Raw genomic sequence first — 14886 nt, forward strand, 5'->3', positions numbered from 1 at the left:
TTATGATCCTGATTATTTGGGTCCGATTTTCTCGAACTCGATATCGCTCCACCCTAGCTGATAAGCAGGCGAGCTTGAATGCAGGCGGTAATCGCCATCCTTAGCACACTGGAACAGTGGCTCCCCGTGAATGGTATGTTTATCGTATTTGCCTTGAGCGAGCAATCGCCACTGCTCCCAGCTGTACTCCTGTCTTCCAAGGGCATCATCTCCGCTTGCGAGGAGTGGGAGATTACCTGCTATTATGCATGGTTTATTGTTCATCCAATAAAGATTGCGGTCGGAGGAGCTGAACCGTTCATCGCTATAATTAACAAAATAATATAAATATCCTGAATTGTATATGATATTGCTGCATATTTCGATATGTTTGTTTTCTTCATCAGCCATTTCCTGAGAGCCGATTGCCGAGATTGCATCAGGATTAGCAACAAGCAGATTGTTTTTTATGCGATTGCCGATTCCTTTCGAGAAAATAAGCATCCACAGCTTGCCTTCGCCAGTGCTGTAAAGAGAGTTGATTATGTTGTTCGTAACTGTAAAATCATCGGCTGCATCATCCAAATAAATGCCAAACCCAAAAGAAAAATGGATGCCGCTGTCATGGAGATAGTTGCTATGAATGACATTGCCTCTCCCAACACCCCATGCTTCAATCAAACCTCCATCTTGACTGTCTGTCATCACTTTAGAGATATCATTATAAGCAATAAAGTTGCTTCTGCTGTGAAGGAAATCCCAATGATTTTCCCAAGTGACGGGAATTCCGTAAAGTTCAGAGGGCATCGTTTTATGGCGAAGACCCTTCAAGGAAATGCCGTATCTTGGCATATTGGCAATCAAATTGTTCGTAATCTCATTGTTTCCGCTCTGGTAGAGCAGAATGCCGCAGCCATGTCCAACGAGCTCGCCGCCATGCTCGATCCGATTGTTCTTAATCTTGTGATAACTATTTGTATAAGAGGCTAAAGGGCTTGTGAATGGACCAGTTCCCGGTGCAAAACCATTCAAACTAATGCCGATGTAGCCGAAATGTTGGATGTCATTGCTATCTATCGTTATGTCATATGTGTAGTGGTCCAAATAAATGCCGCAGCTTCCGGACTGTTCCAGCTTACAGGAGGTAACTTGGATATGCCTCGCATGGTTGATATAGATTAAGCCCTCGCGGTGTTCGGCTTGCTCGACATTATCATCCATCATGCGATATTCGCGAAAAAAATCGGTGCACGCAAAAGTCAGTCCTGTAAAGCTAATATTTTGCACGGGTTCCTGCGGGCTTTCCCCGTTAATATCAAGCACACGTTTAATTGTTGGCGCAATGATAGTCTGTTTATTTGGATCTGACACGTCATCGGAAACATAGTAGTAAAGCGTGCCAGAGGCCTTATCAAGATGAAATTGACCAGGCGCTTGAAGGAAGTCGAGCGAACCTTGTATATAGTACCTCGAACCTGCTCCAATGGGCCATGTGGCGTCACTTTCGAATAGCAATTGCTGGAGCTCTGCATGATTGGAGGCGACTGGCTTTGTTTCCGTGAACCAATTCCATTCTCCTTCACCTGGCCAGACGTAAAGCTGAGTCCCTGTCAAATCATAATGAGAGGGCAAGTCTTCGCTGCGATAGTGAATGCCTTGTTTATTATTCTGTTCATCATGGTGAACAGAGGGCTTTTCGGTCTCAAAATAACCAATGGCTGGAAGCCGAGCTTGATGAATTCGATGGCCATCAGCATAAAGGGTATGGAAGTGCATGCCGCACTCCAGCTTAGCGATCCAAACCTTTCCTTTATATGGCGTCCAACCTGTAATTTGTTTGCCGCCAGCAATTGTCGCTCTCTCACCCGGATAGCTGGTGTACTGAACATGGCAGCGGTCTCTGCCGGAATCTCTATTATCGAAACGAAGCGGGGCATCTAGTTCATAGAGGCCGCCTCGCAGAAAAATCGAAATGTCATGACTCATTCCGTTCTTGATTTGTTCACGTACTTCTTCCTGCGCTCTCTGTATCGTCAGGAATGGATCATCCAAGCTTCCGAGTGCGTTATCGTTACCATTTGGTGCAACATAATAGTTGGTAATCATTTTTTTAAGACCCCCTTGTAGGAACTGTACATTATAGTTATAAAACCGAAGTCCTATTTGTTGCAAGGGCTTTCAAATAAAGTACACTTAATCGTTTTTTTCACAGTAGACTGCTGTCAAATCCCGTGTTAACTTAACCTTCGATCGATCGAAAAAGAGGATCATGGCCATTGCAGTGAAGCTTTTGAATGGAGGAGAAGGCGATGACATTAATAGAAAGAAGCAGAGAAAGCTTTGATGAAAACTGGTTTTTTCACAAAGGTGATATTCATATTCCTTATGCAGTTAAAGGGGGAATGACAGGCGGCCTAACGGATTGCGCCAAGCGGGAGGAAGGGGAATGGCTGGATATTGCCTATGTAGATAAGGAGGCGCAGCAGGCTCAAGAGGGCTGGGAAGCAGTTCGCTTACCGCATGATTGGTGCCCAGATGGATCTTTTATAAATGACCCTTCAATGGGCTCGCGAGCAGGCAGTCATGGCTACTTGTATACGGGGGTTGGTTTTTATCGCAAAATGTTTACTATTCCAGCTGATCAGCTGGGCAGAAAAATATCCTTATGCTTCGATGGCGTTACAGGCAGGAGCACCGTATGGGTAAACGGGCATTTGATCGGTGAACGCTTTGGCGGCTATACGAGCTTTGTTTACGATATTACCGATGTACTTCGGTATGGCTCAGAAGGAGACAACATCGTACTCGTGAAGGTAGATGCAACTGATTATGAGGGCTGGTGGTATGAAGGCAGCGGCATTTACCGCCATGTATGGCTGCAATCGACGGATTCGCTCCATGTTGCTCAGTGGGGGACGTTCATTACGGCAACAGAAGTTTCCGAAAGTCATGCAGCAGTCAAAATAGAAACGAAAGTATTGAACGAATCTGCTTCAAATCGAGCTTTTGAACTGATTACCGTTATGACAGAGCGAGCAGGTGGGCGCAAGGTTGCCGAGCAAGCTGTTCGATCAAGTGTAGACGGCTTGGATGAAATAACGGTTGAGCAGAAGCTTACGATAACAGAGCCTGAACTTTGGTCTCCAGAGCACCCTTACCTCTATGCAGCTGTTACGGAGCTGTATGAAAATGGGGTGTTGATTGACCAATTCGATACCAGCTTCGGGGTTCGCACGATACATTTTGATGCTGAACGAGGATTTTTGCTAAATGGAAATGTTTATCCGATCAAAGGCACCTGTAATCATCAGGACTTCGCCGGCGTCGGCGTTGCCATGCCAAGAGCGCTGATTGCGTATAAGCTGAGCTTACTAAAGGAAATGGGCTGCAATGCATATCGAAGCGCCCATCATCCTCCTTCGCCTGAGTTGCTGGAACTTTGTGATGAGCTTGGCTTGCTCGTCATGGACGAGAATCGGAAGCTCGACAGCAGCTCACGAGGCATGGACGAATTAAAAAGCATGATTTTGCGTGACCGCAACCATCCATCGGTTATTTTATGGAGCTTGGAGAATGAAGAGGTTCTGGAAGGAACCGTTATGGGCGCGCGCATCTTGAAATCAATGACAGAGCTTACGCATAAGCTCGATCCGACCAGACCGACGATGGCTGCGATGAATCATGGCTGGAGCAGCGGCGGATATGCGGACGCTGTCGACATTGTAGGCTATAATTACGGCCACAGAGGTGCAGATGTAGATGGACGTAGAAAATATCCGAACCGCCTTATAATCGGGAGCGAATCATCAAGCTATACGACGACGAGAGGCATCTACGCAGATGATCCGAACAAGGGGTACTGCTCATCTCATGGTACGAACATTCCATCATGGGGCTGCAGTCCTGAAAAATCGTGGTCCGATGTGATGGAACATCCTTATTTGACTGGCATATTCGTTTGGACGGGCTTTGATTACAGAGGAGAGCCTACGCCGTATGAGTGGCCTTGCATTAACTCACATTTTGGCATAATGGATACCTGCGGGTTTCCGAAGGATGTTTATTATCTCATGAAAGCATTATGGACCGAAGAGCCGCTCGTTCATTTGCTTCCGCATTGGAATTGGCCGGAGCTAATCGGACAGACGATTCGAGTGACGGCATATACCAACTGCGATTCGATTGAACTATTTTTAAATGGCCGCTCGCTTGGTGAACGGGTTGTTAAGCCGCACAGAAGTCTGGACTTTGATATCGCCTATGAACCCGGTGAGCTTAAGGCAGTCGGTAAAATAGGCGGGGTTATAGCAGCAGAGGGTAAGCGAGTTACAACAGGTAAACCACATGCGATTCGGCTTGAGCCTAATCGAACAGCTATACAAGCTGATGGTCTGGATGTTGCTGCTGTCCGGGTAAGCATAGTGGATGAGAACGGAAATGTAGTGCCTTACGCAGACTCTCATGTAGATTTCTATGTGGAAGGATCAGGTGCGCTGATCGGTGTAGGCAATGGCAATCCAAGCAGCCATGAATCAGATAAAGCAAGCAGCAGAAGAGCATTTAACGGCCTCGCCCTCGCGCTATTGCAAGCAGGAGCGGATGCGGGCAGCATAACGCTGAAGGCTATCTCCGCCGGGTTGCAGTCTGCAGATGCAATCATTGAGGTCAGCTAGTCACTAAACTAGTCAGATCTTAATTCATAGAGCGAGAGAAGGAGGGGAGCCGGATGTCAAATAAGGGATTACCGCTGGATTTGGATGACCTAAAGCTTACAGGCCATATCACAAGGTACAGCAATGCAGAACCGCTTGAAGATTGCGATGTTGTATGGAACGGGGGGAAAGGAAAAGGTGCAACTGCAGCTGGAGCGGAATGGCTCGTAAAGCTCGAAACGAAAGGGTTTATTGACCATTCAGCGGGGCTGGAGCTGAATGCTGAGTTCCAATCGGTCGGGTATTCAGAGCAGTCGGCTGTGTCACTAGCGTTTCACTATAGCGAATGGTCGGAGAGAAACTATGTACTTGTACCTGGTGCTGTATATGCCGGCAATCGATTTGGCGTGCGTGAGCTTCCTTATGCCCCATGCTGGAGTAAGCTTAGCGACCAAGGTCCTGAGGTACCAACGCTGATTACGGATGTTCCACGGCTATCGTTAGACGAAGGCAACCATTCCGCCTTTCATTTGCTGACGGGCGATGCAGCTGTGCCTGCTGTTGGCATTGCAGATGAAAGCTCGGGCATAGGCTGGTTGTTTATAACAGAACAAGCGACTGCACTTGGGAATACTTCGATGCATGTCGAGGAGAGTGAAGATCGTAGGACTGCTAAGATTTCATTTCAAGCGCCTGGAGTTAGAGCTAAGCTGAAATATGAAATGGCTACAACGAAAGTGCCGAGCACAGATAAAGGATATGATTTCAAGCCGGGAGATAAAGTGACGCTGAGAATTCGGGTATATCGTTTCCCATGCACACGGGTTAACGAGTTGTTTCATTATTTTTCCATTGTAAGGCAGAGTGGTCAGCCCAAGACAACTCTAGCTGCTAGCTTGCCTTTCTCCGCTGCTTGGGAAATTCAAGAACAGAAATACAATGCGATGAATTGGAATGATCAGCTGGGTTATTATGCGGTAGGAACGATCGATATGAAGCATCAGGATTGGCAAATCGGCTGGGTTGGCGGCGGTATGTCAAGCTATGCACTGCTGCTTGAAGGTACTGAGCTTTCGTTGCAACGTGCGCTAAGGACGCTTTCGTTTATGTTCAGCAGTCAGACCGAGTCAGGATTCTTTCATGGCGTATGCTACAAGGGGCAATGGTACGGCGATGAGTTCAACGACGACCCGAATCGGAATGCCCCCGAGCAGTGGCATATTTTACGCAAGAGTGCGGATGCTTTGTATTTTATGATGAAGCATATCATCGCTTTGAAGCATATTCGACCTGAATTCGTTGTACCTGAGCTTTGGATTGAAGGTGCAAAGCGGCTTGCTGATGCGTTTGTTAGACTGTGGAATAATTATGGCCAATTCGGCCAATGGGTCCATACCGGTACTGGAGATATTCTAGTTGGCGGTTCAGCGGGTGCAGGCATAGCCCCAGCTGGACTCGCTCTATGCGGTGCTTATTTTGGAGAGGAAGCTTTTATTGAAGCAGCTAAACAATCGGCGGACTATTTCTATAACGAGTTTACCTTAAAGGGGGTTACAACAGGCGGACCAGGCGAAATATTGCAATGTCCGGACAGCGAATCTGCTTTTGCTCTGCTCGAGTCTTATATCGTACTTTTTGAAGAGAGCGGCGACCGCATATGGCTCTCGCGTGCGGAGGAAGCTGCTTTGCAATGCATAACCTGGTGCGTTTCCTATGACTATCAGTTTCCGGCAGGATCAACCTTTGAGAAGCTTGGCATACGAACGACGGGTTCGGTTATTGCCAATGTTCAGAACAAGCATAGCGCCCCAGGAATATGTACTTTATCCGGGGATTCATTGTTCAAGCTATACCGTGCTACGGGAAATGAGCAGTATATAGAGCTGCTAAGAGAGATTGCTGGGAACTTGCCGCAATACTTATCGCGTGAGGAACGGCCGGTTAAAGGCTGGGATGGATTGAACATGCCGCCTGGTTATATGAGTGAGCGAGTAAACATGAGCGATTGGGAGGGAGCAGCTTGCGTCGGCGAGGTTATTCCTTATTCCTGCTGGTGCGAGGTAGCGTTAATGTTATCTTATACAGAGCTTCCGGGCATTTATGTAAATAAGAAGACAGAACAGGTTATCGTAATCGATCAGGTAGATTGCCGCCTTCAGGGAAGTGTGGATGGCCGTTTAATGCTAACCATAATCAATAATACAAACTACCCCGCGCGGGTAAAGCTATTCGTTGAGGAAGAGGATGCTAGTTTCAATCCTTTAGGACAATGCGCTTCCATCTCGTGGCCGCGAATCAAGTTAAATGCAGGCGAAACGATTCAAATGCCGCTGTAAAAATACAAATAGATCCCATCCCTATAGAAAGGGGTGGGATTTTTTCGAAATGAGCTTCTATGATCTATTCCTCTCATTCCTAGTTAATCCAGTAAACCGTAAATAATATAGTCATCTTTTGCAAGGATTATGTTATTGTACAGTTTTTTTCGTGAAGTAGATTTGACATGATAGATGTAGAGAGAGGCAGGAGTGATACTTTGCTGTTCCATAGAAAAAGGAAGGGAGGATCGTTAATGACATTAGGTCGATAGTAAGGAAGTCGCTTAACATTTGATTAAAGAGAGGATGTAAGAAGATGACTTTAAAATCAATGAAAGCTAAGCTGCTAGGTGTTTCCTTGTCTATTGCGTTGATGCTGCCGTTTGTTCCAGTGCCAGAAGCATTTGCTGCAAACTTAAATGTAACCGCTTACGGCGCGAATGGAGCGGATGGCGCAGACGATAAAACGGCGTTCCAAAATGCGATTAATGCTGCAGTCTCTGGTGATACCGTTTATATTCCAGCAGGGACTTATTATTTGAGCGGAACGGTTACTGGAAAATCAGGTGTTCATATTAAAGGAGAAAGCCGCGATACGACAATAATTAAGTCAACCTCGACAGGGCAAGAACGAATGTTCAGCTTTTATAATCTATCCAATGTACAAATATCTAACCTGACACTCGATGGCAACAGCAATAATACGATTTTGTCAGCGGTTGTTTCTGAGGGCGGCAGCAACAATAAGATGAGCCAATTGCGCGTAAAGGATTTTACAGCCTCTGCGGGGTTTGGACCGTTTGCGCTGTATGCAATCGGCTCTCCAAATATTGAGATTAGCGACAATATCATCACAAATATTGGCGTTAACTCCGCATGGGGCGGTGCGGTAAGAGCAGGCTGGGGCTCGAATGGCGCTCAAATTTTGAATAATACGATTCAAGATACGGGGCGAGGAGGCATTTTTGCTAATGACGGCTGTCAATACGTAGTCGTCCGAGGCAACAATATTACAGGAACGGGCCATCATACGGAGGGATTAGGCATCGAGCTTCACACCGATTGTGATTATTCCTTAATTGAGAACAACCAGGTTGACCACTGGATCAGCGCTGTGCGCTCCAAGTATATCGCAGTCCGCAATAATGTCGTTAAGGCTACAGACGGCTCTGTGGGGAATATGGGCCTTGAGGTGATGGTTGAGCATGGCGTAACGACAGGCAATCTTGTTGATGGAGGCCAGCAGGTCGGAATGCAGCAGTCGCCTGGAACGGGGTATCAATATTGGGGCTACAATACGATTCAAAATATAGTCATGTGGGGAATGCAGCTGCAAGGAGAGGGTACCGGCCAAACGGAGCAATATCAATATTTTTACAAAAATACATTTAAGGTCGGTCCGCGCGACAACCCGCAAGCCGCTTATTCTGGTTATGGCGGCAATGCCGTTCGTATCCATGGCAATTCACAGAATCTGACGTTCGACAGCAATCAGATCATCAACAACGGTCGCAAGGGGATCGAGATTACAACCGCATCAGGCATCGACCGTTTGAGCTTCATCAATAATGTAATTACAGGCAATACAGGTGAATCCATTGATCAGTATCCTGCTAGTGCAGCGAATTTGGAGTGGAGCGGCAACACCGTTAGCGGTAACGGCACGAATACGCAGCTGACAAGCCGCGGATTCTCGAATCCGAAGCCGGTGGCAAACTTTACTTCACCGGCTGCTGTTCAATTAGGCACACCAATAACGTTTACAAACAGCTCAACAGATAATGGCTCCATTTCTGAACATTTATGGGATTTCGGAGAAGGTGTACCAAGCACAACGGTAAGCCCTACCTATACGTATCAGAAAGCAGGTACCTACCGTGTTACACTCGTAGTTTGGGACAATGAAGGAAGAGCCAGCTTGAAGGAGCAAACAGTTATTGTAAATGCCGGACCGCCAGATACACAGGCGCCTAGCGCTCCAACAAACCTTGCGTCGCCTTCAAAGACAGACGTATCCGTGAACCTCACATGGTCACCATCCACGGATAATGTAGGTGTAAGCGGCTATGAGATTTATCGAGGCGGTACACTCGCAGGAACAACAACTGGCGCTGGAAGTACAGCATTCTCTGCCACAGGTCTTTCTCCAAGCACAGCCTATAGCTTCACGGTCAAAGCGAAGGATGCTGCAAATAATCTATCGGCGGCAAGCAACACGCTGAACGTGACAACGAACGCTCCTGATACGACTGCGCCTACGGTGCCAGCCAATCTGGCTTCTCCGTCCCATACGGATGTCAGCGTCAGCTTGACCTGGTCACCATCAAGTGACAATGTGGCTGTTACAGGATACGAAGTTTTCCGCGGCGGCGTATTGGCAGGAACAACTGCTGGTGTCAGTTCGACAAGTTTAACGGTAACAGGGTTGACGCCTAGCACAGCATACAGCTTTACCGTTAAAGCGAAGGACGGAGCGGGCAATCGATCTGCGGCGAGCAATACGGTCAATGTAACGACTAACGCTCCGGCAGTCAATACGTATATTAGCGACCTGACGTGGGCATCAGCTACGACGGGCTGGGGCAATGTGCAGAAGGATAAAAGCAATGAACAGCGCACGATTACTTTAAATGGCACAACATATGCCAAAGGAATCGGTACTCATGCAATCTCTGAAATCACTTATAACTTAAATGGCGGCTACTATCGGTTTCAATCCGATGTCGGAGTAGATGACGAGGTACAGGCTGTGAACAACGGAACGGTTACTTTTGAGGTATGGACAGATGGGGTTAAGGCCTATGACAGCGGGGTTATGAATGCCAATACAGCGACAAAAAGTATTGATCTTGATGTTACGGGTGTAAACGTGCTCAAGCTTGTTGTCGGTGATGCTGGTGACGGAATCGGCTATGATCATGCAGATTGGGCCAATGCACGACTTGCATCAGCATCTGGCGGCCAAAATCCAAATCCAGGGGATACTGTATCACCTAGCGCGCCAGCTAATCTAGCATCGCCAAGCAAAACAGATACAAGCGTTAATCTAACTTGGAGCGCATCGACAGATAATGTGGGTGTAACAGGCTACAATATCTATAATGGAAGCAATCTGTCAGGTACGACAACAGGATCAAATGCGACTTCATTTACAGTGACCGGTTTAACGGCGAGCACAGCTTACAGCTTCACGGTGAAAGCCAAAGATGCTGCAAACAATATTTCCGCCGCAAGCAATACCCTTAACGTTACAACAAATGCGGCACCTGGCGGAGGAACCGGCACTGGAAATGGTTTGCTCGGGCAATACTTTGCTGGCGATTTTGGCAGTCTTGAGCTTGAGCGGGTAGATGCTGTTATTGACTTCGATTGGGGCGGCGATCGACCTACCGTAAATGTGCCGGGAGAGTGGTTCACGGCACGGTGGACTGGCAAAGTACAGCCTCAATACACCGAAACCTATACCTTTTATACCCATACGGACGATGGGGTTCGCTTGTGGGTAAATGGCCAGCAGCTGATTAACCAGTGGCAGTCGATGAACGGTGAGCTCAGCGCGACTATATCATTAACAGCGGGAGTTAAGTACGATATTAAGATGGAATATTTAGAAAATGGCGGGAATGCGCATGCCCGGCTGTCTTGGTCAAGCCCATCGCAAGCGAAGCAAATTGTTCCTAATGCGCGGTTATTTATAAACTGAATAAAATGATTTCTAAAGCATGAGAAAAAGCCGTTGTATCGTTGCTGGATGCAACAACACAACGGCTTTTCAATGTTCTCCCTTAGTGGAATCGCTATTTAATTGTTCTGCCTTTTGTTTTTTGCCTTTATTGGTCAATAATCCAGCTGCGATTGTAAGAATAATGACTATGATAACAAAGGACCAGAAGAGGAGTTGATTCTCGAAAAATGCTTTAAACGATTTTTCATGTGTGATCATCTTTGCAGCGGTATATGCAAGAACCGCTGAGCCTAGATAAACGATCCAATTATAGCGATTGATTAGTTTGATGAATATCGTACTGCCCCATACAACAACTGGTACGCTGATGAGAAGCCCAAGAATAACGAGCAAAGTGTTCCCATGGGCTGCGCCTGCAACTGCGATTACGTTGTCAAGTCCCATGGCCGCATCGGCAATAATGATTGTGCGTATCGACTGCCAAAGGGTATTGCCTGATTTGATGCCATCATGTGCATCATCCTGTACGAGAAGCTTGTATGCGATCCATATTAGGAGAAGTCCTCCAACAAGATTAAGCCAAGGAACATTTAGAAGCTGAACAACAAGCAAGGTGGCAATGATTCGTATGATAATCGCTCCAACCGTTCCCCATATAACGGCTTTCTTCTGCTGATCCTTAGGTAGGTTTCGTGCTGCCATCCCAATAACAATGGCGTTGTCACCAGCCAATATAAGGTCGATGAAAACGATGGTCAGCAGGGCGGAGAAAAACTCGACAGAGAATAGTTCCATAAGTCATTTCCACCTTCCATAAAAAGGAATATCTTGAAGTCTACAATAAATACGCTGCACAGTGAAGAGGGATTCAAAAATTTTTATGGACATATTCCTCACAGCTTGTTCATACAGCTGATTAGAGGGGGTATGTAACTTGGACAGCCTTATTATATTTATCGAAATCGTCTTGATTAATGTATTGCTTAGCGGAGATAACGCCATTGTGATTGCAATGGCTAGCGGCCAACTGCCGCCAGAGCAGCGTAAACGGGCTGTATGGTGGGGTGCAATGGCTGCTGTAGGCTTAAGATGCGTGTTGACCGTCGTTGCGATTAAACTGCTTCAGGTGCCTTTTTTACAAGCCGTAGGAGCTTTGCTATTGTTCTACATAGCGGTTAAGCTGCTTGCAGAGGCAGGCGGCAATCAGGATATGCATACGGTGAAAAAAGCAAAAACGATTGGTCAAGCGATATGGACAATTGTTGTAGCCGATTTCGTTATGAGTCTTGATAATGTTCTCGCTATTGCAGCGGTAGCAGATGGAGATATTGTACTTATTTTGCTCGGAATTGCGCTCAGCATACCTATGATTATTTGGGGAAGCCAAATGCTGGGAACGCTCCTTCAAAAATTTCCTGCTCTTTCCTATATTGGGGCAGCTTTACTCGCTTATGCGGCAGGTGGAATGCTAATGCATGACCCTGGCATGAATGATTTGCTGTTTCATGGGTCAAAAACGCTTGCTGAAGCCATTCCTTTGCTCTGTGTTCCGCTTGTCATTGTACTCGCAATTGTCAAAAAAAAGGCTGTTTTATAAGGATTATGACTCGCTCCGTTCACGCAAAATAATGCGGGACGGTTTTTTTTTTGTTAAGACCCTCGCAACGTACTGGTATTTTTGCCTCAGTTCCTATAAACTAATATAGATAAAAACTGTCGTCTTTCGTCAACATATGCGAAAGGCGCTGTAAGGAGCGGAACGCGAATGCCTAATAACAAATATTCCGCTGGAATCATTTTGCTGTTAGCCGGGGTCGTTATTTTGTTGGGCAAGTTAGGTGTATTCAGCTTTCTGGGCGCAATCTTCTGGCCGCTGCTCGTCTTAATTCCCGGCGTGCTTCTGCATGTTCTCTACTTCGGCAGATTAGTTCCGGCGGTCGTGCTCGTCCCAGGCGGAATGCTCGTCGTATATGCCCTGCTGTTTGTCGTTTGCAACCTTTTTGGATGGGATAGTATGAAATATTTGTGGCCGCTGTTTATCTTTGGAGTGGCAGCTGGTCTTTACGAATATTATTTGTTCGGTTCATCCAGACCGCGTGTTGTACTCACGGCATCGATTGCGCTTGCTGCCGCATCGGCTGTGTTTGTCATTCTTGTGCTTTTGTGGAGCTGGGGGATTTATGCGATTGCTGTTGCGTTAATTGCAGCAGGTGTTTGGATGATGCTAAGCAAACGCAAGCGTTGGTAAAAGATTTAAATAAAAAACAATTGGAGTGGATTACAAGTTATGCAAGCAAGAGAGAATTTACGGAATATCGCAATTATTGCCCACGTTGACCATGGTAAAACGACATTGGTTGACAAACTGCTACAACAATCAGGCACGTTCCGCGACCATGAAGCAGTGCAAGAGCGCGCAATGGACTCAAATGACATTGAGCGTGAACGCGGTATTACGATTTTGGCAAAAAACACAGCAATCAATTACAAAGACTATTTGATCAACATTGTTGATACGCCTGGACATGCTGACTTCGGCGGCGAAGTTGAGCGTATCATGAAAATGGTTGACGGCGTTCTTTTGGTTGTTGATGCATTTGAAGGCTGTATGCCGCAAACGAAATTCGTTTTGCGCAAAGCGCTTGAGTCAAACCAAACGCCAATCGTTGTAGTTAACAAAATTGACCGTCCAAATGCAAGACCTCAAGAAGTTGTAGATGAGGTTCTTGACCTGTTTATTGAACTTGGTGCAAATGACGCTCAACTTGAGTTCCCAGTAGTTTATGCATCTGCATTGATGGGTACTTCAAGTCTTGACCCAGAAAAACAAGATGAGAACATGGAAGCACTTTACGAAACAATCGTAAGCAACATCCCGTCCCCAACTGAAGATACAGAACAGCCATTGCAATTCCTTGTAACTTTGCTTGATTACAACGAATACCTTGGCCGTATTGCCATCGGTCGTGTTAACCGCGGCATGATTAAACAAGGTCAAACTGTTGCCGTTATGACTCGTGAAGGCGGAGTTAAGCAAGCAAGAATTGAGAAACTGTTTGGTTTCGTTGGTTTGAAGCGTGTTGAGATCGAAGAAGCAGGAGCGGGCGATATCGTTGCGATTGCTGGTATTCGTGAAATCAACATCGGAGAAACCATTGCAGATCCACAAAATCCAGAAGCGTTGCCGGTTCTAAAAATCGATGAGCCAACACTTCAAATGACTTTCCTCGTTAATAACAGCCCGTTTGCAGGCCGTGAAGGAAAATGGGTAACTTCCCGTAAACTTCGTGAGCGTCTATTCAAAGAGCTTGAGACAGACGTAGCCCTTCGCGTTGACGAAACAGACAGCCCAGATGCTTTTGTCGTTTCAGGTCGCGGTGAGCTTCACCTTGGTATTCTTATCGAGAACATGCGTCGTGAAGGTTTCGAGCTTCAAGTATCCAAACCTGAAGTTATCATTAAGGAAATCGATGGTTCGAAAGTAGAGCCTTACGAGCGTCTTCTTATTGATTTGCCTGAAGAGAGCATGGGCGCAGTAATGGAGAGCCTAGGAACTCGTAAAGCAGAAATGATCAACATGATCAACAACGGCAATGGCCAAGTGCGTCTAGAATTCAAAATCCCTGCTCGCGGCTTGATTGGCTACCGTACACAATTTTTGACTTTGACACGCGGATACGGCATTATGAACAACGCTTTTGACAGCTATGGACCTCTAGCTGGCGCTGGTGTAGGCGGCCGTCGTCAAGGTGTTCTTGTTGCAAGTGAAAATGGTGTATCAACATTCTACGGCATGATGGGCGTAGAGGATCGCGGTATTCAGTTCTTGGAGCCAGGTACAGAAATTTATGAAGGTATGATCGTTGGCGAGCACACTCGCGAGAACGACATCATCGTAAACATCTGTAAAGTAAAACAACTGAACAACATTCGTTCAGCAGGTAAAGACGATACCGTAACATTGAAGAGCCCGCGTCTATTCTCACTTGAGCAAGCGCTTGAGTACTTGAATGATGATGAGTATTGTGAAATTACACCGAAGACGATTCGTCTTCGCAAGAAAATTTTGAACAAAAGCGAGCGCGAACGTGCGGACAAAAACCGTAAAAATGCGCAAGCAAGCGTGTAAGATTAGTTTTCTAAATGAACGTAAGGTTTTGCTCTGCAAAGCCTTACGTTTTCTTTAAAATATAAGTGGGATTATAAGTTGCTTAACTTATAATCCCACTTATATTTCACAGTGTTATGCGTA

The 14886-nt window shown here is 46.3% G+C and carries 8 protein-coding genes; 6 read left to right on the forward strand and 2 right to left on the reverse strand.

Annotation, left to right across the window (positions count from 1 at the left end):
• Positions 1-12: 12 nt before the first annotated feature.
• A complete protein-coding gene (locus AC1DM9_RS11640; RefSeq protein ID WP_477580090.1) occupies positions 13-2085 on the reverse strand; it encodes a right-handed parallel beta-helix repeat-containing protein in 2073 nt (690 codons plus the stop codon).
• Positions 2086-2288: 203 nt separating this feature from the next.
• Between AC1DM9_RS11640 and galA the strand changes: the two genes are divergently transcribed.
• The 3 genes from galA to AC1DM9_RS11655 all read left to right on the forward strand — a co-directional run bounded on the left by galA (position 2289) and on the right by AC1DM9_RS11655 (position 10652).
• Positions 2289-4652 carry a beta-galactosidase GalA gene (gene galA, locus AC1DM9_RS11645; RefSeq protein ID WP_477550781.1) on the forward strand — a complete coding sequence of 788 codons (2364 nt, stop codon included), beginning with the start codon at positions 2289-2291 and terminating at the stop codon, positions 4650-4652.
• Positions 4653-4705: 53 nt separating this feature from the next.
• A complete protein-coding gene (locus AC1DM9_RS11650; protein WP_477580092.1) occupies positions 4706-6967 on the forward strand; it encodes a glycoside hydrolase family protein in 2262 nt (753 codons plus the stop codon).
• Between the two features lie 298 nt (positions 6968-7265).
• Positions 7266-10652, forward strand: a complete 3387-nt coding sequence (locus AC1DM9_RS11655) for an NPCBM/NEW2 domain-containing protein (protein ID WP_477580094.1) — start codon at positions 7266-7268, stop codon at positions 10650-10652.
• 69 nt (positions 10653-10721) lie between these two features.
• Here the strand turns inward: AC1DM9_RS11655 and AC1DM9_RS11660 are convergent, their stop codons facing one another.
• Positions 10722-11429, reverse strand: coding sequence for a TerC family protein (locus tag AC1DM9_RS11660; RefSeq protein WP_477550784.1), 708 nt, complete (start codon positions 11427-11429; stop codon positions 10722-10724).
• Positions 11430-11568: 139 nt separating this feature from the next.
• Between AC1DM9_RS11660 and AC1DM9_RS11665 the strand changes: the two genes are divergently transcribed.
• The 3 genes from AC1DM9_RS11665 (at position 11569) to typA (ending at position 14763) form a co-directional block, all read left to right on the forward strand.
• Positions 11569-12231, forward strand: coding sequence for a TerC family protein (locus AC1DM9_RS11665; protein WP_441882955.1), 663 nt, complete (start codon positions 11569-11571; stop codon positions 12229-12231).
• A gap of 168 nt (positions 12232-12399) precedes the next feature.
• Positions 12400-12882, forward strand: a complete 483-nt coding sequence (locus AC1DM9_RS11670; protein WP_054027942.1) for a hypothetical protein — start codon at positions 12400-12402, stop codon at positions 12880-12882.
• Between the two features lie 39 nt (positions 12883-12921).
• Complete coding sequence (gene typA / locus AC1DM9_RS11675) at positions 12922-14763, forward strand: translational GTPase TypA (protein WP_441882957.1); 1842 nt, start codon at positions 12922-12924, stop codon at positions 14761-14763.
• Positions 14764-14886 lie beyond the last annotated feature (123 nt).

This window comes from Paenibacillus sp. 01T431 (genome assembly GCF_056398625.1).

Excerpts from the sequence above, each read along its gene's own strand:
- AC1DM9_RS11640 (WP_477580090.1), bottom strand. The coding sequence starts at position 2,085 with ATGATTACCAACTATTATGTTGCACCAAATGGTAACGATAACGCACTC.
- galA (WP_477550781.1), top strand. The coding sequence starts at position 2,289 with ATGACATTAATAGAAAGAAGCAGAGAAAGCTTTGATGAAAACTGGTTT.
- AC1DM9_RS11650 (WP_477580092.1), top strand. The coding sequence starts at position 4,706 with ATGTCAAATAAGGGATTACCGCTGGATTTGGATGACCTAAAGCTTACA.
- AC1DM9_RS11655 (WP_477580094.1), top strand. The coding sequence starts at position 7,266 with ATGACTTTAAAATCAATGAAAGCTAAGCTGCTAGGTGTTTCCTTGTCT.
- AC1DM9_RS11660 (WP_477550784.1), bottom strand. The coding sequence starts at position 11,429 with ATGGAACTATTCTCTGTCGAGTTTTTCTCCGCCCTGCTGACCATCGTT.
- AC1DM9_RS11670 (WP_054027942.1), top strand. The coding sequence starts at position 12,400 with ATGCCTAATAACAAATATTCCGCTGGAATCATTTTGCTGTTAGCCGGG.
- typA (WP_441882957.1), top strand. The coding sequence starts at position 12,922 with ATGCAAGCAAGAGAGAATTTACGGAATATCGCAATTATTGCCCACGTT.